The sequence below is a fragment of the Bradyrhizobium sp. LeoA1Lang genome, assembly GCF_055413685.1.
Genome location: NZ_JBVAPG010000131.1, coordinates 1 through 22,267 on the forward strand (window position 1 = coordinate 1; position 22,267 = coordinate 22,267).

The 22,267-nt window shown below is 62.8% G+C and carries 14 protein-coding genes and 2 pseudogenes; 9 read left to right on the top strand and 7 right to left on the bottom strand.

Going from position 1 to position 22,267, the window contains the following annotated elements; all coding sequences use genetic code 11:
• Window positions 1-1,617 (top strand): IS66 family transposase (tnpC, locus tag ACZYOF_RS32220; protein WP_463718293.1); only part of this gene is annotated, 1,617 nt, incomplete at its 5' end.
• Here tnpC and ltrA read toward each other — a convergent pair.
• Window positions 1,526-2,854 carry a group II intron reverse transcriptase/maturase gene (gene ltrA / locus ACZYOF_RS32225; RefSeq protein ID WP_463718294.1) on the bottom strand — a complete coding sequence of 443 codons (1,329 nt, stop codon included), beginning with the start codon at window positions 2,852-2,854 and terminating at the stop codon, window positions 1,526-1,528. The two genes, tnpC and ltrA, sit on opposite strands and share 92 nt — an antisense overlap.
• Before the next feature lie 507 nt (window positions 2,855-3,361).
• Here ltrA and ACZYOF_RS32230 point away from each other — a divergent pair.
• A pseudogene (locus ACZYOF_RS32230) lies at window positions 3,362-3,613 on the top strand (transposase domain-containing protein); the annotation flags it as partial.
• Window positions 3,614-4,182: 569 nt separating this feature from the next.
• Here the strand turns inward: ACZYOF_RS32230 and ACZYOF_RS32235 are convergent.
• From ACZYOF_RS32235 to ACZYOF_RS32255, 5 genes are all read right to left on the bottom strand, one after another.
• The gene (locus tag ACZYOF_RS32235; RefSeq protein ID WP_463718295.1) at window positions 4,183-5,112 is read right to left on the bottom strand and encodes a DUF2493 domain-containing protein; all 930 of its coding nucleotides are present in this window, start codon (window positions 5,110-5,112) and stop codon (window positions 4,183-4,185) included.
• Between the two features lie 326 nt (window positions 5,113-5,438).
• Window positions 5,439-6,506, bottom strand: a complete 1,068-nt coding sequence (locus tag ACZYOF_RS32240) for a DUF7146 domain-containing protein (RefSeq protein WP_463718296.1) — start codon at window positions 6,504-6,506, stop codon at window positions 5,439-5,441.
• Window positions 6,506-10,837 (bottom strand): strawberry notch-like NTP hydrolase domain-containing protein, encoded by a 4,332-nt coding sequence (locus ACZYOF_RS32245; protein ID WP_463718297.1) that lies wholly within the window; start codon window positions 10,835-10,837, stop codon window positions 6,506-6,508. Before ACZYOF_RS32245 ends, ACZYOF_RS32240 begins: the two co-directional genes overlap by 1 nt.
• Window positions 10,838-11,100: 263 nt before the next feature.
• Window positions 11,101-11,514 carry a hypothetical protein gene (locus ACZYOF_RS32250; protein WP_463718298.1) on the bottom strand — a complete coding sequence of 138 codons (414 nt, stop codon included), beginning with the start codon at window positions 11,512-11,514 and terminating at the stop codon, window positions 11,101-11,103.
• 99 nt (window positions 11,515-11,613) lie between these two features.
• The gene (locus ACZYOF_RS32255; protein ID WP_463718299.1) at window positions 11,614-12,819 is read right to left on the bottom strand and encodes a hypothetical protein; all 1,206 of its coding nucleotides are present in this window, start codon (window positions 12,817-12,819) and stop codon (window positions 11,614-11,616) included.
• 755 nt (window positions 12,820-13,574) lie between these two features.
• On the opposite strand from ACZYOF_RS32255, the gene ACZYOF_RS32260 reads away from it, so the two are divergent.
• The 5 genes from ACZYOF_RS32260 (at window position 13,575) to ACZYOF_RS32280 (ending at window position 19,058) form a co-directional block, all read left to right on the top strand.
• Window positions 13,575-13,790: a helix-turn-helix domain-containing protein gene (locus ACZYOF_RS32260; RefSeq protein ID WP_463718300.1), complete on the top strand. Its 216-nt coding sequence runs from the start codon at window positions 13,575-13,577 to the stop codon at window positions 13,788-13,790.
• Window positions 13,791-14,547: 757 nt separating this feature from the next.
• Window positions 14,548-15,552 carry an ABC-three component system protein gene (locus ACZYOF_RS32265; protein WP_463718301.1) on the top strand — a complete coding sequence of 335 codons (1,005 nt, stop codon included), beginning with the start codon at window positions 14,548-14,550 and terminating at the stop codon, window positions 15,550-15,552.
• Window positions 15,540-16,025, top strand: coding sequence for an ABC-three component system middle component 2 (locus ACZYOF_RS32270; protein WP_463718302.1), 486 nt, complete (start codon window positions 15,540-15,542; stop codon window positions 16,023-16,025). The genes ACZYOF_RS32265 and ACZYOF_RS32270 overlap by 13 nt, the downstream gene beginning before the upstream one ends.
• Window positions 16,022-17,893 carry a hypothetical protein gene (locus tag ACZYOF_RS32275; RefSeq protein WP_463718303.1) on the top strand — a complete coding sequence of 624 codons (1,872 nt, stop codon included), beginning with the start codon at window positions 16,022-16,024 and terminating at the stop codon, window positions 17,891-17,893. The genes ACZYOF_RS32270 and ACZYOF_RS32275 overlap by 4 nt, the downstream gene beginning before the upstream one ends.
• Window positions 17,894-17,939: 46 nt before the next feature.
• On the top strand, window positions 17,940-19,058 hold the full coding sequence (locus ACZYOF_RS32280) for a GIY-YIG nuclease family protein (RefSeq protein ID WP_463718304.1): 1,119 nt from the start codon (window positions 17,940-17,942) through the stop codon (window positions 19,056-19,058).
• 79 nt (window positions 19,059-19,137) lie between these two features.
• On the opposite strand, the gene ACZYOF_RS32285 is transcribed toward ACZYOF_RS32280, so the two are convergent.
• A complete protein-coding gene (locus tag ACZYOF_RS32285) occupies window positions 19,138-19,893 on the bottom strand; it encodes a hypothetical protein (RefSeq protein ID WP_463718305.1) in 756 nt (251 codons plus the stop codon).
• 269 nt (window positions 19,894-20,162) lie between these two features.
• Here ACZYOF_RS32285 and ACZYOF_RS32290 point away from each other — a divergent pair.
• Window positions 20,163-21,858, top strand: a pseudogene (locus ACZYOF_RS32290) (ParB N-terminal domain-containing protein).
• Window positions 21,859-21,944: 86 nt separating this feature from the next.
• The gene (locus ACZYOF_RS32295; protein WP_463718306.1) at window positions 21,945-22,145 is read left to right on the top strand and encodes a hypothetical protein; all 201 of its coding nucleotides are present in this window, start codon (window positions 21,945-21,947) and stop codon (window positions 22,143-22,145) included.
• The last annotated feature ends 122 nt before the right edge of the window (window positions 22,146-22,267 follow it).

Genomic DNA, 22,267 nt, shown 5'->3' on the forward strand with positions numbered 1-22,267 from the left:
GAAACGGCTTCATTCGCCGTCAGCCCGGCGTTCCCCGAAGCATCGAGATTCTCCTGCCACCCGAAAACTTGCCGATCCTCGAATGGCTCGGTATCAAAACGTCAAAATCACTGTGATGAACCACTAGCTGCGTCCAAACAGATCGTCGACCGTCTCGAACTGCTCGTGAAGGAGTACGAGCGCGCACGCTTCGGCAAACGCTCGGAGAAGTTCAATCCCGATCAGATGCAGCTGGTGCTCGAAGACATCGAGATCGCCATCGCCGAAGTCCAGGAGCGCCAGGACGATCGTGCGCGCCGCGCCGGCGCGGCACCGTCGGGTCGCCGGGCCAGCCGCGCCGCCCGCGCCTTTCCCGCGCACCTGCCGCGCATTGAGCAGGTGATCGAACCCGAGAACCTCGAGTGTCCCTGCGGCTGCGGCCAGATGGTCCGGATCGGCGAGGATCGCTCCAGACGCCTCGACGTGACGCCGGCCCAGTATCGCGTGGTCGAGGCGGTGCGACCGCGCTACGCCTGCGCGACAGGATGCGCCGGCGTGCGCCAGGCGCCGGCGCCCGCCCATCTGGTGGAGGGTGGCCTCCCCACCGAGGCGATGCTGGCGCAGGTGGCGGTCGCCAAGTTCAGCGAGCACATGCCGCTCTATCGTCAGTCCCAGGTTCTGGCCCGGCATGGCATCCTCATCGATCGCGCCGTTCTGGCGGATTGGATGGGAACGGTCGCCTTCCACCTCGCGCCGCTGGTCGAGCGCATGAGCGTCGTGATGAAGCAATCGGGCCGCTTGTTCATGGACGAGACCAGGGCGCCCGTGCTCGATCCGGGCCGGGGCCGAACCAAGACCGGCTATCTGTGGGCTGTCCTGCGCGACGATCGCGGCCACGGCGGCGCTGATCCACCAATCGTGGTCTACCACTACGCGCCAGGACGCAGTGGCAAACATGCCGAGCATATCCTCGACGGCTTCGACGGCACCGTTCAGGTCGATGGATACCAAGGCTATCACAGGCTCGCACGACCCGAGCGTCAAGGCGGCGCGCCGCTGCGGCTGGCCGCATGCTGGTCCCACTCGAGGCGCGAGATCATTGCCGCGACTCCGAAGGCCGGCTCACCCATCGCCGAAGCCGTCCTCGCGCGCATCGCCGCGCTCTATGCAATCGAGAAGGAGATCCGTGGCGCCGACGCCGCGGTCCGACAAAAGGCGCGCAACGAACGATCACGGCCGCTCGTCGTCGAACTGAAGAAGTTCCTGCGCGAGCAAGCCGCCCGCCTGTCGCCGGGCAGCGAGATGGGCAAGGCGATCGCCTATCTCCTGAACCATTGGGATGGGCTTACCTTGTTTCTCGACGACGGCCGCATCGAGCTGGGTAGAGTCGACGACTGGCGCGGTGGCTACAGGTTCCGAGGAGTTGCCGTTTGCCGGCAGCTTTCGCTGAGTGCCGGTGCCTCATTTCGGACCATGGCTCCGTTTCCAGTCGCCGCTCGTCAAACCGGGCGTGCGGATTTCCCGCACCCGGCTTTCTCTCGATCCGTCAAGCCTTCGCTCTCGGCATGTCGGCGCGCGCTCTGGGGAGGCGGTAGAGGCCAAGCGTTTCATGCAGGTACTCCTGCGAGTAACGCTTGAAGCCTCGCCCACGCGCCCCAGTGCGCTGAACCAACCAATGTCGCAGACGACGATCGACGTATTGCCGAATGAGGTTGTAAGTTTCCACCACTGGGCCTTGGTCGAAGTAGCCGCACCAACCGCGTAGGATGCGATTGATGACAGCGACAGTGTTCTCCGGTGTGTCCGGGTACCACTGACGTGTCGTGCGGTCATGGATCTGTTTGAGCAATCGTCGAATGGCTTTCTTGGAAGGCCTTGTGCCCAGAAAGGCTTGACCTCCCTTTCCATGGAAGCGCCCGATCGTGTACCCGAGGAATGTTACGCTATCCTCCGGGACCCGAGCGAGCCGCGTCTTGGTCTCGTTCACCTCCAACCCAAGCCTGTTCATTAGCGTCTGCATCCGCACCATTGCCGTCTCGGACGAGCCGGGGCGACAGCAGATCACGAAGTCATCCGCGTAATTCACGATATGCGCATCGAGTTGGCCTTGGTGTCCGTGTTTGCGCCAAGCCAGCAAGAACCGACGAAAGTAGAGATTCGCCAACAGCGGGCTCAGGGGTGAGCCCTGTGGAGTTCCTCTTTTCTTCGTACGGGACTCCGCCGTCCTCGTGGTTCGCCGACCGTCTCTCTCGATAACCGCGACTGTCAGCCAGTCTTTGATCATTGAGAGGAGCCAACCGTCGGCAATCCTGCGTGTGAGGCATTTCACCAGTGGTGCATGCGGAATCGAGGTGAAGTAATCCCTCAAATCCGCGTCGACGATCTCCGATCGTCGATGGTCTCTGATGTGCCAGAACACGCGGCGTACCGCCATCTTGGCGTCCAGTTTCGGGCGGAAGCCATACTGGTTGTCCAGCAGGTCCGCTTCGAAGATGGCGCCGATCACCAGCATCGCCGCCGTCATGACCGTCCGGTCTTTTACGGTTGGAATGCTAAGCGGTCGACGTCCGCCATTGCTCTTCGGTATCCATACTCTCAGCAGGGGCTGTGGTCGGTAGTTGCTCGACATCAGCTCCTCTCTGGCATTTTCCAGCCATCGCTCGCGTCCCTCGGTTTCGATCTGAGCAAATGTGACGTCATCTACCCCAGGAGCGCCCCGATTTCCACGGCAGCGCCTGTAGGCTTCTTCCAGCACATCCAATCTGCAGACTTTGTCCCAAAGAGAGTAGAATCGATAGTCCGGTTCAGCCTTAGCTTTCGCCTGCAGCGAGGTTTGAAGTTTCTGAACGGATATTTCCGGTGTTGCTAGGTTCATCACCAATCGCCGTGTTCTCAACTGTCGTTCTCGCATGGATCGAGTCAGGGTCCCTTTCCTCCGCCGGCGTTACCCGACATCACCGGTACTGCGAACCCATCCGCCATCTGCTACCGCCGACGCTGGCCCTCACGGGTTCGTCGTTGGATGTAGGCTTGTGCCCCCCACGGCGGCAGACTTCCCTTGTTGCTCACTGTCCATGTCCCGCGCGTGCTGCCATCACTACCCCGGTGGGACCTTGGGGTGCGTTTCTCGCTCGCTTCCCCCACGACATCGGCCTTCCCCGTTAGAATGGCGGGTCGGCTCCCACAACGACATTTCGAGGCCTGCTCAATGTTCACTCACGTTGCGGCCCGCGCGGACCGTCGACCCTCGAAAGGGCTCATTTTCGGAGTGCTTCAGGTCATTCGTCGCCTCCTGACCCGCCCCGAATACTTCCGGCTGGAGCGAGAGTTAGCCGGCCTGGGTTTCCACCAGGGAGAACAGTGCGCCTTGCAAGGCACACACACGAACCCCGTCGAGAACGCCATCCGGCCAGTCTGCCTGACCAGAAAAAATGCGCTCTTCGCCGGTCATGAGGTCGGGGCTGAAAATTGGGCCTTGCTTGCGTCGATCGTCGCCACCTGCAAGCTCAGCGACGTCAACCCGGCCGCCTACATCGCCGAAACACTCGAGGCGATCATCGACGGCCATCCCCATAACAGAATCGAAGACCTCATGCCGTGGCGGTTCCGCAAAACGTCAAGCCAGTGTCAATAGGGTTGCGGCTAAGCGCTTACAGAATAAAGGTAAAGTGTCAGCGCTTTCACTTCGCTCTTGAACAATAGTGTCAATGCAAGCGTGCCTCAAGTTGAGGAAACGCCGCAACGTTTCAGGTTGGCTCGGAAACGAGAAGCTGAGCGCGATCGCGTGTTCGTGGCACTCAACAAACCACAGTCTCCCACCGACGTATGGTAATTATTCCGACGCGCCTGCCTCACGTGCAGCCAACAACAGTTCATTGCGGGACGAGAAGGTACCATAGAATTTTAACCTACCTCGCAAGACCAACGATCGATGGTGGCGACGGATATCAGCGCGACACTCAAGAATGGACGCCGCAGAGGTCACATTCTGTTCAAAAACCTCATGCCAACTAGGAGTCGATTGTCGCGGCCGGATGTACGCCGTGGCACCACGAGCCCTGGCTTTCATGCCAGGGTTTTTCGTGTGATCCGAGCGAACCCGGTGCAACGCTGCGGCGAACGCGCGCGGGCCGCGGCTGGTCGCACGATCAGCAGCATCGAACGAGCCGGAGAGCTCCTGGTCATTAGAATTAGCGGCAGCGCTCACGCGCCGCCGAATGTCCAGACCGGGATGCCGAGCTTCTTGGCCTTGTCGGCGAGGTTGCCCTGGATGCCGGTGCCGGGGAAGTGCAACACTCCGATGGGAAGCGTCTCCAGCATCGCATCGTTGCGTTTGAACGGAGCGGCCTTGGCATGCTTCGTCCAGTCGGGCTTGAAGGCGATCTGCGGCACCTTCCGGTTGTCGGCCCACTTGGCGGCGATCAGCTCGGCGCCCTTGGGCGATCCGCCGTGCAGCAACACCATGTCCGCATGCTTGGCGTGCACCTGGTCGAGCTTGGCCCAGATCAACCGGTGATCATTGAAGTCGAGCCCACCGGTCAGGGCGACCTTCGGGCCGGGCGGCAGGAGCACCTGGTTGTCGGCGCGCCTCTTCGCGGCCAGGAAATCGCGGCTGTCGATCAACGCCGCCGTGAGATTGCGGTGGTTGACCTTTGACCCGTTGCGCGGCCGCCAGGCCGAGTGGGTGTGGCGTTCGAACTGGTCGGCGGCCTGATCGCGCATCAGCTCGAAGGCGTTTCGGCGTTCGATCAGGGTCTGCCCTTCTGCCGTCAGACGCTCCAGCTCGACGGATTTGACCTCGCTGCCGTCCTGTTCCCGCTGCGAGCGCTGCTGCGCCAGTTCGTTGCTGTCGAGCTCGCCCTCAATACGATCGATGGCGCGGTGGAAGACGTTCACCGTTGACCAGAGCAAGTCGGCAAGGTCGGGTTCGAGGCGGGTGTCCGACAGCGCGACGACAAGGGCGTCGAAGATATCGGCGATGCTGCCGGCAAGGATCTTTGCTTCGGGAAGCGGCCGGGGATCGGGCTCATCCTGGAAGGGGCGATAACCGTGGAGTTGGAGTTCTTGCAGGACCTTGTCGGTCGGGGATGAGCTGTGGTGCGGCTCGAAATCATCGTCGTGGTCGGTGGTCATTGCAGCTTTCCCTCGTCGAATCGACCGCGCCCATCGCGGCCTTCATGGCGACGAAAGCGGCGGGCGGGATGGACCTGCACCCGCAGCGAAGCGGAGGGACAAAGCCTTGGCGGAGGACCGAAGGGGGCCGACTATTTTGCCTCGCGATGTAAAGGCGGCTCTGCCGCCGACGGAAAATAGTCGGCCCACGAGGTTGCCGGTCCAGACCGCTTGCCGCCCGATCGCCCTCTCAGAAGGCCGTGGGTGCGGTCCTCTCCGGCGCAGAAGGGAAGCATGATCACCGGCCTCGGTGACGAAGCGGCCGCGCCTCCCTCGCCCCGTTCCGGCTATGCCGCCAGCTCCATGAAGCGGGCGACGTCCCGCGCCGCGATCTGCACCCGGCTCGCGGCTCGAAGCGCATTGATCCCCAGCATCCGAAGATCCTCGTTGAAGTCGCCGAGCCGTGGCGAGATCACGATCGGCTCGATCCCGGCCTCCTGCGCCCGCTCGATCAACGTCGCCATGGCGCCGTCACCGGCAGGATCGTCGTCGCGGGCGACGTAGAGTCGCCGCAGCGTATCAGGAAATAGGATGGCGGCGAGATGCGACGCCGAGAGCGCTGCCGCCATCGGCATGGTGGGGAGGACACATCGCAGGGACAGCATCGTCTCGATGCCTTCGCCGGCCGCCATCACCTCGCCCGCCACGCCAAAGCGTACGGCGTGACCGAGAAGGTCGCCCATCGCCCGCCTCGGCGTATCGATCGGCGCCTTGCCGAGCGTTGCCTCGCTGAAGCCGCGTGGATCGAGCCAGGTGCGATGCGCACCGGTGAGACGTCCGGTGAGATCGCTGACGGAAGCGATCATCGCCGGCCACGTTTCCGTCGGGCTGTGGTCGTCGGGCCGGTAGTAGCACCGTCGGTGAAAGCGCAGACTTCCGGTTTCGTGCAAAGCTGTAATGCCGCGATTGCGGAGATACGCTTCTACCAGTGTGCCCACGATCGACTGCGACATGCCGAAGAGTCGCCGCGCCGAATCTGGCGATCCGGGGGGCGCGGGCGATTTTCGTGACCGGGGGCGATTTGGCTCGGGGTGCAGTTCTGGACGCGGCAGACTCAGAAAGCGTCGTGCCTCATTGGCGACATCGCGAAAGTCAATAAAACCGCAGCTCTCGCGGATTACGTCGAGGAGATCGCCATGTTCGGCCGAGGCGGCATCTCGCCAATGCCCGGCGGCGCCTGGACCGGAGTCCGGTCCGCTGAGGCGGACGAACATCGACCGGCCAGGCGTATTGCGGACGTCGCCCACCGTCCAGTAGCGACCCTGGCGCCGCCCGTTGGACAGGTAATGGCGGCACACCGCCTCGGCGTCACGCGCGAGACGGCGGGCCAGTTCGGAGGCGTTGCCGCTGGCCATCAGGCGGCCTCCCGCTCGCCGATGCGCGCGACCGGATAGTGGTCGAGCACCTTCGCCAACACCCCGGTGCCGCTCGCGTCTGATGGCACGAACATGCGCAGCTTCCACGAGATGATTTCGCTGAAGAGGCCGTAGGCACGCAGCCGATCGCGCATCGCGTCGGTGAAGCCGGACAGCTCGATGCGGTGGACGCCCATGACGCGCACGCGGCGGAGCTGCAGGCCCTCGGCGAGGTCGAGGACGGTTCGGCCCTCCATCAGCGCCGAGAAAGCTTCGTCCGGCGTCAAGCTGGTGGTGCCGGTCACGGAAGCGTTCGCCGCCCAGGCGGGTGAGACCCTGCGACCTATGATCCGCTCGCCCTCGTCGGTCTGCAGCCGATAGACCCGGGTCGAGTCGTTTGGGAGCCGCTTCCAGATCGGCAACAGCAAGCCGGCGACGATATGGAGGGTACTCTCGACGAACTGCGGCACGTCCGCGACTTCGCCGTTCCATGCTGTGGCGAATGTCTCGCGATTTGCAGGCTGCCAATGGCTCTCGTCCATCATCTTCATCGAAGCATGATGATGCTCCATCGGCCGGATCAGCCGCACGCGGCATTCGATCTCGCCGTCATCGAGCATGAAGCTCGGTGCCGGAATCTGCACCGCGGCGCGGCCCGAGCGCTCGTTGACCAGTAGCATCACCCGGGCATCGGCGAGATAATCGAGCGCTCGATCCAGCGTCATGGGGTGATTGCGCCGACGTTCGGTGATCGTGAGCAGCCGGGTTTCCGATCCGGTCGCAGGGTGCGTGTAGATCGAGCGCCGGTCGGCGACGACAAAGCTCTCGGCCTGCAATGTCTCCAGTCCGACATCATAGACGCCGCTGGCGATGGCACCCTCGACCTTGGCGTTCAGCAACTGCTCGAAGGCCGTGAACAGCACGCCCTGCAGGTCGATGGTGAGCGCGAGCAGGCGATTCAGGAACGTCGTGATCGGCGGCAGATCGTCCTTGATGCCGTTCGCGTCCGTAAGCCTCAGGCCCGTGGCGTCCTCGAAGATCTGGAGCGAGCAGCCTTCGACCTTGCCGCGCACGAGCAGCAGATAGAGCTGGCGCAGCGCATCGCGGGCGTAGTGGCTCTCGAGATTGTCCTCGGGCCGAAACAGGCCCTGGCCGCCGGTCTGGCGCTGGCCGCGCGTGATGGCACCGAGCGTGTCGAGGCGGCGGGCAATGGTCGAGAGGAAGCGCTTCTCCGCCTTCACGTCGGTGGCGATCGTCCCGAAGAGAGGCGGCTGCGCCTGGTTGGTGCGGTTGGTGCGCCCGAGGCCCTGGATCGCCGCGTCCGCCTTCCAGCCCGGCTCGAGCAGATAATGGACGCGCAGTCGCCGGTTCCGCGCTGACAGGTCGGCGTGGTAACTGCGGCCCGTACCGCCAGCCTCCGAAAAGACGAGAACCTGCTTCAGGTCGCCCGTGAAGGCGGCGGTCTCGGCGAGGTTGGCGGAGGCGGCGCGGGTCTCGACCGTAAGACGGTCGCCCTTGCGCACGACGCGCCGCGAACGTCCGGTCACTTCCGCCACGAGGTCCGTGCCGAAACGCTGCACGATCTGGTCGAGCGCGCCGGGAACAGGCGGAAGCGAAGCGAGGCGCTCGATCAGCTCATTGCGGCGAGCGACGGCCTCGCGGCACTCGACCGGCTGGCCGTCGCGGACGACGGGCCGGGACGAGAGATTGCCCTCGCTATCGGTGAAGGGCTCGTAGAGCTGCACCGGGAAGGAATGGGCGAGATAATCCAGCACATACTCGCGCGGCGTGATGTCCACGCGGACGTCGTTCCATTCCTCAGGTGGGATCTCGGCGAGCCGGCGCTCCATCAGCGCTTCGCCGGTCGACACGATCTGGATGACGGCGGCATGGCCTTCGGCCAGGTCGCGCTCGATGGAGCGAACCAGGGTTGGCGTCTTCATGCTGGTGAGCAGATGGCCGAAGAAGCGCTGCTTGGCGGACTCGAAGGCCGAGCGCGCGGCCGACTTCGCCTGGCGATTGAGCGTGCCGGTCTCCCCGGTGATGTTGGCGGCCTGCATCGCCGCGTCGAGGTGATTGTGGATGACGCTGAAGGCGCCGGCGTAGGCGTCGTAGATGCGGCGCTGCTCGTCTGTAAGCTGGTGCTCGACGAGTTCGTATTCCACGCCGTCGTAGGAAAGCGAGCGGGCGGTGTAGAGGCCGAGTGAGCGAAGATCGCGGGAGAGCACCTCCATCGCCGCGACGCCGCCTTCCTCAATCGCCTCGACGAACTCGGCGCGGGTGGCGAACGGGAAGTCGTCGCCGCCCCACAGGCCGAGCCGCTGGGCGTAGGCGAGATTGTGCACGGCGGTCGCGCCCGTCGCCGAGACATAGACAACGCGGGCGCTGGACAGCGCGTGCTGCAAGCGCAAGCCCGCACGGCCCTGCCGCGAGGGGGCGACATCGCCCCGCTCGCCCTTGCCGCCACCGGCATTCTGCATGGCATGGCTCTCGTCGAAAATGATGACTCCGTCGAAGTCGGAGCCCAACCATTGAACAATCTGCCGGACGCGCGAAAGCTTCTCGCCGCGGTCGTCGGACCTCAGCGTAGCGTAGGTTAAAAATAGGACGCCTTCCGCCAGCCGGATCTCGCGCCCTTGAGGGAAGCGCGAAAGCGGCGTGACCAGCAGACGCTCCATGCCGAGCGCCGACCAGTCGCGCTGCGCGTCCTCGAGCAGCTTGTCCGACTTCGAGATCCAGACCGCCTTGCGCCGACCCTGCAGCCAGTTGTCGAGAATGATGCCGGCGGACTGGCGGCCCTTGCCGGCGCCGGTCCCATCGCCCAGCATGAAGCCTCGACGGAAACGGACGGCGTTCGGTGCGTCGTCGCGGGCGGCCGTGACGAGGTCGAAGGTCTCGTCCACCGTCCAGGCGCCAGCAAGATAGTCGCCATGCGCCTCGCCGGCATAGATCACCGTCTCGAGCTGGGCGTCGGACAGGAGGCCGTCGTTGACGAGGTTCGCCGGCATGCGCGGCCGATAGCTCGGCTTCGGCGGCGCGACCGAGGCCATTGCGGCCGACTGCACCAGCTTGGTCGGGTGCGCCTGCGCGCCGGGGATCCGGATCGATTGCAGCCGGTATTCCTCGTAGATGGCGTCACTGAGATGCGCGCCCTCGGGCGGCGTCCAGTCGATTGTCTCATAGGCGAGGTCAACGGCTTCGGGATCGGTGACCGACGGCTTGGCCGACCGTGCGGCGGCCGGTGCGAGATAGCCACGCACGGTGCGAGGCGCCGGCGAGGCTGGCGCGGGAAGCGCGGCAGTCGATGCGACGGTCAGGCGAGGTGGAACGTGTTCGCCGATCCAGCGGAGCAGCGTTGCGACGTCGGGCGCTATTCCCGGCGACGACGGGAACGCGTGCGGGTCATCGGGCGGCGCCTTGTCGATGACAGTCAGGCGCGTCTCGATCGTGGTGCCGTGCTTGGCATAGACCGCGCCGTCGATCGCGGCGGTGAACACCACGCGCCCGCGCTCCTGCAACCGGGCGAAGGCGTCGCGCCAGGCCGAGGCTTCGGGTGAGACGTTTCCGCCTGATATCGTGACCAGCCGGCCGCCATCGGCGAGGCGCGCCAGGGCCGAGGCGATGTGACGGTAGGCCGTGTCGGCCATGCGGCCGGAAACGTTCGCCATCGCCGAGAACGGCGGGTTCATCAGCACGACACTGGGGACGACGGCGGGATTGAGGTGATCGTCGATTTGGGCCGCATCGAAGCGCGTGACGGAAATGGCCGGGAAGAGGGAAGAGAGCAACATAGCCCTGGTCTCCGCGAGTTCGTTCAGCAAGAGCCCGCCGCCCGCGATCTCGGCGAGGATGGCGAGAAGGCCGGTGCCTGCAGACGGCTCCAGCACGCGATCCGCCGCCGTGATGGCGGCCGCGGTCAGCGCAGCCAGACCGAGCGGGATCGGCGTCGAGAATTGCTGGAAGGTCTCGCTCTCGACAGAGCGGCGCGTGTGGGTCGGCAGAAGCCTCGCGATCTTGTTCAATACGGAAAGTCGTGAAGCCGGAGAGCCGGCTTTGCGGAACAGCGCCTTTCCGTATTTGCGCACGAACAGGACGGTAGCGGCCTCACAGGCGTCATAGGCCATCTTCCAATCCCAGGCGCCCGTCGCATCAGATGCGCCGAAGGCCGCTTCCATGGCGGCGCGCAGGATTGCGGCGTCGATGCGTCGGCCACGCTCGAGATGCGGGAGAAGCTGCTCCGCGGCAGCGATGATGATCCTGGCGCCCTCGGGAGCGCGGACAGGCGAGATCGGCGCGGCCTGATCGGCCGCGATCGGAGAAAGGTCGGTCATGAAGGAAACCTCGGAGAGCGGGAACGGGGAAGCCGGTCGGCGCTCTCTCTTGGACCGCACCGGCTCAAACCCGTCCCGGCCGACCTCTCCCTCTCAGCATCCAGGCCGTGCCCGACATGAGAAACGGCGCCCCACCGGATGGCGGGGCGCCGCACACAGAGCGTTCGTCACTTCTGCCAAGATGGCCTGGCTTGGCCGTCGTCAACGGCGGCGACCGCTTCCGCGAGGTAGCTCGCATCGCATTCGACGACGGTGACGATGCGTCACGACGCAGCTCCCTCGATCGGATCGTTCTCGCCCGCAAGAATGGCCTCAGCCTTCGCGATGGCAGCGTCCGCCCGTCGGCGCCACAGCTCGACATCCGCTGAGCCACCCTCCGGGACGTGGGCGAGTATCTTGAGCAGACCGAGCAGCAACTCGAAATGGTCGGCCTTGCGCTGGACCTGCTCCTCGAAACGTGAGGGAATCGGCAGGGCCTGGCCGATGTAGGCGGCGTCGCGGCCTTCCCAGACGCCCGTGACATGGGTGTCGCCGGAGTTTTCGACGTCCGACTTCTGGTCGTCCCAGCCCTCGTCGGCGATCGCGAGATCGCAGGCTTGGCCGAGCGTTTCGGCGTCGTAGGTTCGCTGCCGGTGGATCGGCAGATGATAGGTCGTCTCGATGGTGAAGAGCGGCACGAGCGCCTCCAGAATGCAAAAGCCCGGCTCGCGCCAGGCTTTGGGGTGGATTGGCAGTGAAGAGACGCGGGACGACCGAAGCCGCCCCACGTGGTCGAGCTATTCGGCCGCGATCATGTGCGGCTCGTCCGCTTCTTCGACCGGAGCTTCCTCGTCATCGCCGGCGAGGAATTCCGGCAGCGCCTCGCCGTCGCCCTCGGGCTCCGCGGCGTCGACGGTCGCCGCCTGATCGGCGTCGGCCATTCTCAGGGGCTCGGGCAGCCAGCCGGTTGCGGCCACGAGGCGTTCGGCCTCCTTGGCCATGTCGCCCTTCTTCATATGATCGATGAGCTGGGCGGCCCGCTCGCCGGCGCCTTCCCGCACGGCCTCGAGGATGCGGCGCTTCGGGACCCGGCCGAAATAGTTCTCCACTGTGGGACGCCAGCCGGCTTCCACCATGTCGAGATCGACGGCCCTGGCGATGCGATCGGCCTCAGTGATGCGCTGCTCGACGGTGTTTGGCGTGGCGCCGCCGCCATAGCGGTCGCCCTTCTCGTAGAGAGCGTTCGCGCCCACCTCGGAATTCCAGCAGTAGAAGCCGCGGAAGTAGAGGTCCGGCGAGCCGTCGGGCAGCCGGCCGGCCTCGATCGGATTGAGGTCGTCGACCAGAAACAGGAAGACGTCGCGGTCAGATGCATATAGAGTCGTCGTATCCTGACTGATGTCGACATGCGGATTATAGACGCCGGTCGAGAATTCGAGGACACCTGGAATCTTCCAGCGCGTGTCGCCCGTGCCGTTGCCGGCGATGCGCTGAACGGCCGCCACGAGTTCGTCGTCAAAAATACGGCCATAGTCGCAACCCGTAACGGCGCGCAGCTCGACGCGACCATCTTCGATCTCGAGCGTCTTGACCTGCTCGGCGCGATGGGAGGTCAAGCCGTATTGCAGGTTGATGCCAGCGAGCGGCGCCGGAAGCTGCCGGAGGTAGGCCGCCGGCGCTCCGACCAGGCCGGCGAGCTGGCCGAAGCTCCAGTGGGTTGGCGCGATCGGCGCGTCAGAACCGGGCAGCATCAATGCCAAGCGCTCGGCATCGTCGCGGCTGGCCTCAACCCGGATCGCGGCGCTCTCGACCGTTCGCGTCCGGCTACGCTCGGTCCGTCCACGCACCGCGGCATAGAGGTCCGACAGGGACAGATAGCGCTCGTCTGCTGGCCGCGAGAACCACTCCGACGATACGCGGCCGACGCGCTCGCCGCGGGTTATATCTACCTTGTAGCCGTTGGCGTGGTTGCGAGCAGCATTGAAAACTTCGACTTGGGTCATGGGTCATCTCCACGACAGGCGCCGGAGGCCTCTCCTCCGTTCTTCAACCCGTCACGGCGAAGCCCGTCCGCCCTCTCACTCTAATGGGGGCGTTGCGGGGCGCTCCCCGCAGAAGGGGTCGACCGAGACCACGGGCTCGGGCGTAGGGGAAGGCTTTCCCCTCAAAAGCGTAACGCGGGAATTCAGGATATCAGGATCGGCGTATTTCAGCCCTTCCGGCCGTTTCAGCCGGGTTGGCTTGACGATTCAGTTCATCGCAAGACAATGCTTCCGGGCAGTCTGGAATGAGCCGTTGTCGGGGGTATCTGATTAGGAGACACTGCGACTCTTCGACGGAGGCGCTACAGATCGAGGCGCTACACAACGTATCTGGACTGCAGTCGCATAGACGAACCTATCCGACCACATATCGATCCAAAACAGCTTCAGCAACTAAAACGACTTCGCGATGTAAGAAATTATCGATCTCTGGTGCCGGATGTAGGTTGCGCGCGCTTCCTGACGGATCTTTCTGGGCCGCCATGAACGCCCCGCCCGCAGCCTTCGTGACCTGGGGCCGAAAGGCGCAAGTATTTTTACTACGCTCCGTCACGCCAGCGTGCGACTATCAACGAAGGCCGACGCGCTAAGTCGCCCGCGTTTGACGCGAGCTACGGGGCTCATCGAAAATATCGTTTCCTTCCGTCATTCCAGGTGTCAACATCTCGGCCATTTCGACCGTGACGTGTCGTGCGGCGGAGTGATGGAGAATACGAATGTCAGACGCAAAATTCCTTACCGCCGAGGAAGTGTCTGCACGGTACCGTGGCGAGGTCACAGTGGGCACGCTGCGGAATTGGCGCGCGATGCGAATCGGACCTGCATACGTCAAGATCGGCAAAGCCGTCTTATACCCGGTGGACGAACTTGACGCGTGGGATCGAAAAAATCTTGTGATTTGCAGTGCGTCGAAAGGACTGAACGTGAGCTAGCGTTGGTGCGGTTACGACCACGGAAAAACATCCACTACCGGCTCCACGTCCCAACATTTTTGGGTAGACTTAGTTTGCGTGGACATTTCACCTGCTTACAGAGTGGTCCGATTCCGCACATCAACCCGACCATATATCCATCTTCACTGCGGGTCACGCGCGATCATTTTCAATGCGGTGATCGAACTCGATGGACACTACCACGCCGCGGGCTTCCGACGATCTTATTCCAAGAAGCATGAGCAGCAAAAAGTCGAAGTATGCTTGCCGAATACCGGCGGCTGCGTGAGCACTCCATCATACCAGAGGTGGAGTGAATAAAGATCATGATCGCCGCGGCGCCCGAACATGCCGACGCGATCCAGGAGGCTTACGAATGCACTCCGACCTGCCAACTTGCTGCCCGGTGGATAGGAAAAACGCGAATGTAAACGCTAGCTACGCGAGACGATCTGCGAGCAGCGAAGCCCCTTCCCTCCTTCGTAGATGCGTCGGTTCTCGGCCCCTGCCGGTCTCGACAGCTCGTGCACGCCTCAGCAAGCACGTTATGATGCGATCGAGTCAGAAGAGCAATGGGCGAAACCAGATTCTTAATGTAGAGTCGCTCACGATCGGAGAGGGGGGGTGCAAGATTCGTGGCGATAACAATAGAAAAAGTTGGTGACGGAATTATCAAGACAGCATCGTTGATCGGGTGCGGAATCTGTAGTTGCAGATCGCACCGCAGTGCTCCGTTTAATAGAGCTAGTGCGCTGACGTGACTAGCCTCGCTGTTCGGTTGATGGAGATCGATGACACACAGCTCGAGGAGTTCATCGAACTGTGGGTGGAGCGTCGCTCTCAGCAATATGATCGGGTCGAAAGAATCGGCGCGGCGAATGACAAGGGCCGCGACGTGATCGGCTTTCTGACCCGCGCCCGGCATGAAGGAGCTTGGCATCTCTTTCAATGCAAGCGGAAGACGCGAGGCGGTAAGCTTGGCAAGTCCGAGGGGCTCGCCGAGCTCGGCAAGGTGTTTTTCCATCATTGTCGGGGCGCCTACAAAAGCCTGCCTGAAAAATATGTGTTCGTCGCGCCGCGCGGCATCGTCGGCTCGTTGATGGACTTGATCAACAACCCCTCGACGCTGAAAGCCGCGCTGATCGATGGGTGGGACGAGCACTGCTCCGGGAGCATAACCCGGCGAGAAACGGTTGCGTTGACACCGGAGATCAGGGCCGCGATCGATGGCTTCGATTTCTCGCGCGTCGAGCATCTGACGGCACCGATGCTCGTAAAGGACCAGGCAGCGGGGCCAGCCTTGTCCAAGGTGCTTGGGTTGATGCCAGACGAGGCACCCGCCGGCGAAGCGCCACAGGCCATTCAGCCGGAGGAGGCGCAGTACGTCGAGCAGCTCCGTCACGTCTATGGAGAGGCCAGCAGCGGCGCCTTCATGTCGGCCGACGACGTCCTGGCGCATGCGGATCACGGCGAGCATTTTCGCGATCAACGCACGCGCTTTTTCGAGGCGGCCTCGTTCAAGCGGTTTCACCGGGACAATACTGCTCCGGGCGCGCTTGTGACGTTTGAGGACGACGTCTATCACGGCGTCATCGAGGTCCACCGCGATCGACACGAGACGCTTCTCCGACGCGTCGACGCGGTCATGAAGCACGCATCGATCCTGCCGGCGAGCTTGATCGGCCGTACAGTGCGCATCCCCGTAAAACAGGGGATTTGCCATCATCTCGCGAATGAAGGACGGCTGAAATGGGCGCCGTAGGCGAGCGCGAGTTCGGAGGATTGTTCAACTCTCCTCTCGAGGCCGGCATCAGGGCCGTCGTCGTACTGGAGCATTTGCGGCCGGAGACGTTGGACCTAGCCGAAATGGTCCTGTTCGATCATGTCGTCGTGCATACCGCCGATCTTGGCGGCCCGCCAAGCCTACATCCCGAGGTTCCTGGTCGGAAGGGCGAGCTTTTGGTTCGTCGGCGATTGGTCGAGTCAAGCTTGCAGCTTATGCAGCGATGTCATCTCGTTGACCAGGAGGGTGCCGAGGAAGGCATTGTTTATCGCGCTTCCGAAGAGGCCGCAGCCTATGTCGAGCTGCTCGAAACGGACTACTCCGTGCAGATGAAGGCTTGTGCGCGCTGGCTAGCCGAGCAGGTAAAAGCCCACAGCAAGACGCAGTTCAAGCGGTTGGTGCGGGAGCGGATCGGTGATTGGACCGATGCCTTCCAGACAGGTTCGATATGAGCTTAACGGATCCAGCGCGCTTCCTCCTTCGCCGGCTTACGATTACCGGCCCCGGAAAAAAGCCCGTCACCCTCATGTTCGAGGAACGCATCAATGTCGTTTGGGGCGCCTCCAACAGCGGCAAATCCTATATCGTCAAGGCGCTCGACTTCATGTCGGGCGCCAAGATGCCCCTTCCGCCTATCACCGAAGCTCAGGGCTACGACAAATGCTGGCTTGAGCTTAAGCTTCCTGTGAGCGGCACGGTGACGCTAGAGCGGGCGATGAAGGGCGGAGACTTCGGCCTTCACATCGGTTCGATAGATCCGGAATCGGCTGGTCGGGCTGCTCGGACGCTGTCCTGGGATCATCGCGGAAAGGGCGAGAGCCTGTCGGGTTTTTTGCTTGGCGAACTCGGAGTCGGCGCGAAGGAAATCGCTCGCACGCTAACGGGCGACAAGAGCGCTTTCACATTCCGGCACTACGCTGCGTTCGTTTACACCGAAGAAACGAACATGATGGGGGAGTGGAGCCCCATCCGAATTTCAGACCGCAGCGGCGAGACATTCGACAAGAATGTTTTGAAATTTATCCTGACTGGGGTCGATGATTCCGCGATCGTCACTACACAAAACGCAGATTCCCAGCGAACTGCAAATTCGGGCAAGGTCGAGATCATCGACGAAATGATAGCGGCCGCGCAACAGGAGTGGGAACGGGACTATCCCGGCGACCCGGACCTGAACGACCAGGCAGAAAAACAAACCGCGTCGATCCGAGACCTTCAGCAGACGATGTCGGATCGGCAATCGCTTTTGGATGAGCTCCGTCTGGATCGGCGGTCGAAAATGGAATCCCTCAGAGACGCCCAGGAGCGTCGGACGGAAATCACGCTCTCGCTGGAACGATTTGCTCTGCTCAAGAGTGTTTACGAAAGCGATCTGCAGCGGCTGGCCGCGCTCGAGGAAGGCGGTGCGGCGTTGCTAGCGGGCGCGCGTAGGCCCTGCCCGCTCTGTGGCGCGGATCCATCGCATCAGTTGCATGCGCATGGCATTGACGAGGTCGAGATAACTCAGAGAGCGGTTCGGGCCGAGATGGCGAAGATCGGGTCGGAGCGGGCCGACCTTGCGAAGGCAACGCGCTCTCTGGAGGCCGAACAGGAAGGATTGCTAAAACGCGCCGAGCGGCTTTCAGGCGATATCGAGGACATCGATCGAAAGCTCGATGAGGTAAAGCCGCTGGAAGTTGCAACGCGCCGAACCTACGAGGAGCTTGACACCGCTCGCTTCATGACGAGGCAGGGCCTCGCCCTCAGACAGCGCATCGATGAGCTGCATCGCCGGAAGGCGCAACTCGAGGCGTTCAAGCCCAAATCGCTGCCACGCGGCAGCGTGACGGCGGGGATCGACGGCGTGACAGGCCATGAGTTTGCGACCACTGTGCAGACCGTGCTTCATGCTTGGAAGTTCCCGGGCCTGCCGACCGTCTCGTTTGACGATAAAACGCACGATATTCTCATCGACGGAAAAAGCCGTCGTGCAAATGGCAAAGGCGTAAGGGCGTTGATGAATGCCGCATTCAAAATCGGTGTCCTGCTGTACTGCCGGCAGAAGAAGCTTCCGCATCCAGGTATCGTGGTTCTCGACAGCCCTTTGCTGAGTTATCGCGATCCGCTGACCTCGAGACATGGTGAGCTGGATGCTGACGAGGAGGAAGTGAAGGACAGCGGGCTCAAGGAACACTTCTATCGGTTCCTGGTCGAGAAAAACGATCAAGCTCAGTTCGTGATCATAGAAAACGATGTTCCTCCGATCGCACTCGGGGACGGATCGATGGTGACGTCGTTTGCCGGTTCGCAAGGCACCGGTGGCCGGCGGGGGTTGTATTAGGATAACGAGCCGGTGAGACATCACGCCGGCAGAAGTTTGGGGAGTCTTGGTCTCGATCATCCGCGCTTGGTGGGAGCATCTCGCTCCAAAGCCGATGCATCGCCGGTTTCGCGAAGTCGAGACGTTGCTGCGGCAATGGTGTCGTTCGGAATATGGTGCACGATGGCTCACCATGGCGATGCAGGAGCACGGACTGATCCGGGTCAAATCGGGCCAGTTCATTCCGGCTGTCCATTTCGTCGCTCTCGGCGACAGACCGGTTTTCATTGCGCCACAGTCCAAGGTCAGGCCAGGGCACAGAATGGTGGGGCCCGATCAGTTTCGATCGGGTCATACCCTTGAGGAAGGCGAACTCGCATTGCGGCCGGAAATTCGGTTCGATGTCGTTGAGGATTATGCCCTTCTTGCTGCAGCTGCGCGTGGAGACACATCTACGCACATCGCAGGCGTCAAGGATCCAAGCCAGGTCTTTTCGGCGCCGGCGCGCCATCTGCTGGCTCCCTATGCGTTTCCGAAGAAGGCTTACGTGCTTTATCAGCACATTTTCGGTGCGGGACCGTCATATCCTGACGATGGGTTTTTCTATGTCGGCGTCACCACTCGAAGCTGGCAAAAGCGGTGGGCTGAACATCGGCGGGCAATCGAAACCGGCAGCCCCTTGCTGTTCCATCGCAAGCTGCGGGAAGAGATGGGTGCAGGCCGGGTGACCTACATCCACCATAAGGTCATGGCTGTCACCGACGACATCGAACGGCTCTACGCGACAGAGGAATGGCTCGTGGACGGGCACTGGCACGATGAGCGGCGCCTGAACATGATCCCCGGCGGAAAATCTGGGCTGCGGTATCTTCGCGAGCACGGCATGTTGGCTGAGCGGGTGGTGCCGATGCCCGACGAGCGTGATCGCCTGGTCGAGGCTTGGCTGCGCGAGCATCCGCGGAAGGGCCTGCCCGCCCCCTGGGTTTCGGAGAGATGGAAGGACGATGCGTGGGCGGTGGCGCAGATTTGTGGCCGAGATGACCGCCTATCCGTCGAGCAGGTCCGCGCGATTCGGGAACTGTCGAGGATCCATTCGGCAGATGTCATCGCCGAACGCATCGGCGCACGGAATAGAGACCAGGTACAGCGGGTGATCGATGGAGAGACCTACACGCGCGTGACTTAAACGACGAAGGTCGTCCAGCATTCATTGAACGCCGCGCTCACGTTGGTGTGCAAACAAAATGCGGGCCGCTGCGCCTTGGTCAGAGAGGGCGATGCCAATCCGCGCAACCGGCCAGTCTTGTGAACTCCGCAGTGGGATGAACATGCACCTGGCGGATGAATTCGCTCGGAAGCGGCCGCTTGATGTTGTCTTCAACATGGCTCGAACGTGGGCTTGGTGTGCCTCTGGCGATGACGAACCTCTGACCTATATTCATCGCCAAACGTAATCCGCGGTCCCCGCCACACCATGCGATCGGGATCTCCGCTTCCACGATTGCCGGCTTCCCAATCGCGGCAATGATCGGACCCATTTCCGGATCGCAGTCATGAGAGTTATAGACGGCCTCGCCGCCCCAGAACCGGAGGAGATCGCCGATACCGCTTTCTCCCGCGATGCCGGGCCTGAAAAAGCAGAACCACAACATGCCAGCACGATATTTTTCGGCGGCCTGATTGGTCCTCGTGAGGCGATCACCGTGGCTGGCGGAAAGCAGTCCCGTCCGGACTGCAGCCCCAATTCGGCGCGACACAAAACCAATGTCGAGCACTGTCATTCCGTTGTTCTTGATGTCCTCGACCTCGTGAGCGGCGAGTCGAGTGCAGTGCCAGCCGACGACGCTACAGGGCTGCAGTGCATCAACCACGCTGTAGACCGCCGCATCGTAACGGTTACTCAACGGGCCGGCCTCGTGTGAGCGCAGTGTGTCGTGATGTTCGGATAGAACAGCGATAAGATCAGAGGGCCATGTATCGGATCGATCGAGGTTAATGATCTCGCGGCTAACCGCCTCCAATCCCCGGCCCCAACAGAATCGACTATTCAAATAATGGCAACAAAATCAATGCGATATGGCCTAAAGTAGTCTGATGCACAACCGACCGTCTCGCGATCCCGGCCGCGGCGCGCTCGCAAGGCGCCTTGCGCCCTGCTCGCGCCTGCCGGGCAGGGATGCTCGGCGGCAGTTGCGCCGCGCCGCCCGCCCTGCGGGCCGGAAGGGGTCTTCGGGAAGGAGACGAAGAAGGCCGGCCGAGCGGCGGCCAGACCCCTCAATGGAGCATTGCCATGGAACTGAGATTCGTCGATCCGCGCGCGCTGAAGGAAAACCCCGACAAGGCGCGCCACTCCAAGTCCAATCCCCAGGCTGATGCGTTGCTGCTCGCCACGATCAAGGCAGTCGGCATCGTTCAGCCGCCTGTGGTGGCTCCCGAAACCAACGGCGGCAACAGCTACGTGATCGACGCCGGGCACCGGCGCGTCAAACAGGCCATCGCGGCGGATCTTGAGGAGATTGCGGTCCTGGTCGTTGACCGTGCTGAAGATGGCGGCGCCATGCGGTCGCTCGCCGAGACGTTAGCGCATGAGCCGCTCAATCCGGTCGACCAGTGGCGTGCTATTGAACGGCTCGTCGCTCTCGGCTGGAGCGAGGAGGCGATCGGCGTCGCGCTGGCGCAGCCTGTTCAAGAAGCTGCGCCTGCTGGCCAACGTGCTGCCGGCGATGCTGGACCAGATGGCCAAGGGCGATATGCCGGACGAACGCCAGCTTCGGACCATCGCGTCGGCCTCGCTTGAAGATCGAAAGGAGGTCTGGAAGAAACACAGGCCGGGCAAGGCCAATCCCCAGGTCTCCTGGTGGAGCGCCGCGCAGGCGCTGACCAAGAGGCGGATGTACGCGCGCGATGCAAGCTTCGGCGAAGACCTCGCCCAGGCTTATGGCATTCTCTGGCAAGAGGATCTGTTCGCCCCGGCCGACGAGGACAGCCGCTATACGATCGATGTTGAGGCCTATCTCGGCGCACAGCACGAGTGGATGGCGAGCCATTTGCCCAAGCGCGGTGCCATTGTCGAAGTCAACGAATATGGCCAGCCGAAGCTGCCGCCGAAGTCCGACCGCGTCTATGGAAAGCCCGGGAAATCCGACCACACCGCGATGTATCTTGATCGCGATGGCAAGGTGCAGTCCGTCTGCTACCGCGTGCCGGCTGCAGCCAAGAAGAAAGCCGGCAACGACGAACCCGCTTTGGAGGACGGCCCGATCGAGGCGCCGAAGACGCGTCCCGAGGTGACGCGCAAGGGCATGGAAATGATCGGCGATCTTCGGACCGATGCGTTGCATGAAGCGCTCGCGCGCGCTCCGATCGAGGACGACATGCTGCTTGCGCTGCTTGTGCTCGCCTTCGCCGGGCAGAATGTCAGCATCGCCTCCGGTAATGCCGATGGCTTCGCTCGGCTCGCACGACATGCCGCCCACTTGATCGACAAGGATGGCAAGCTCGCCTTCGAGCGTGAGAGCTTGCAGCAGGCGGCTCGGACCGTGCTGATGGACGTACTCTCTTGCCGCGAGAACCGGTCGGACAGTGGCCTCGTGGCACGGGTCGCTGGCGATGCGGTCGGCGCCGACAACTTCCTGCCGAATATGGGCACGGAGGACTTCCTGTCGTGCTTACCCCGAACAGCGCTCGAGGCGGCCTGCAAGGATACGCCCGTGCTACCGCGGACGCGGGTGAAGGACACGCGCGCCGAACTCGTCAAGCATTTCTCGGACGGGCGCTTCGTGCATCAGGCGGCCCGCTTCGCCCCCTCGCCTGACGAGGTCGCAGCTTGGGTCGAGCGCTATTCCTCGACCGACCCGGACGAACTCGACGAGACATCTGATGCATCTGACGATCGTGACGGCATGGCCACCGCCGTAGCGGAGAATCTCGCCGCCGATGACGGCTTCGAGGAATCTACCGACTCCTATGCCGTCGCGGCCGAATAGCCCCTGCCCTCTCCTTTTCCGAACGTCTACGCCGTCGGCTCCGGCCGGCGGGCGGTTCTGTTCCCCAACCCTCACAGGAGGACGTCATGTCAGCACAAACCATCTACGATACCGTGCCGCTCGGCTCTCTCGTCCGCTATTTCGATGGCACGCCGCGGCCACCCGAGCGCTTCAAGAGGAAACTCGCGGCCTGGAAGAACAACAACAATGGCGGTCGCCTCGTGCGCAAGCGTGCGCCACAAACCGTCGGCACGCATACGACGCCGGCGAGCCTCACGCTGCACTAGCATTACAGTTGTTTTTTTAGTGGGTTTCTGAATCCATGGGCAACCATGATTCGAAGATCGTGGACGCAGGCAGCGTCGATTGAGGAGACGCTTGCGTTGTGGGCGGCGTCGCTTCGGGAGAT

Bases quoted from the DNA above. Each gene is read 5' to 3' on its own strand.
- ltrA (WP_463718294.1), bottom strand. From the start codon at position 2,854: ATGAACCTAGCAACACCGGAAATATCCGTTCAGAAACTTCAAACCTCG.
- ACZYOF_RS32235 (WP_463718295.1), bottom strand. From the start codon at position 5,112: ATGACCACCGACCACGACGATGATTTCGAGCCGCACCACAGCTCATCC.
- ACZYOF_RS32240 (WP_463718296.1), bottom strand. From the start codon at position 6,506: ATGGCCAGCGGCAACGCCTCCGAACTGGCCCGCCGTCTCGCGCGTGAC.
- ACZYOF_RS32245 (WP_463718297.1), bottom strand. From the start codon at position 10,837: ATGACCGACCTTTCTCCGATCGCGGCCGATCAGGCCGCGCCGATCTCG.
- ACZYOF_RS32255 (WP_463718299.1), bottom strand. From the start codon at position 12,819: ATGACCCAAGTCGAAGTTTTCAATGCTGCTCGCAACCACGCCAACGGC.
- ACZYOF_RS32260 (WP_463718300.1), top strand. From the start codon at position 13,575: ATGTCAGACGCAAAATTCCTTACCGCCGAGGAAGTGTCTGCACGGTAC.
- ACZYOF_RS32270 (WP_463718302.1), top strand. From the start codon at position 15,540: ATGGGCGCCGTAGGCGAGCGCGAGTTCGGAGGATTGTTCAACTCTCCT.
- ACZYOF_RS32275 (WP_463718303.1), top strand. From the start codon at position 16,022: ATGAGCTTAACGGATCCAGCGCGCTTCCTCCTTCGCCGGCTTACGATT.
- ACZYOF_RS32295 (WP_463718306.1), top strand. From the start codon at position 21,945: ATGTCAGCACAAACCATCTACGATACCGTGCCGCTCGGCTCTCTCGTC.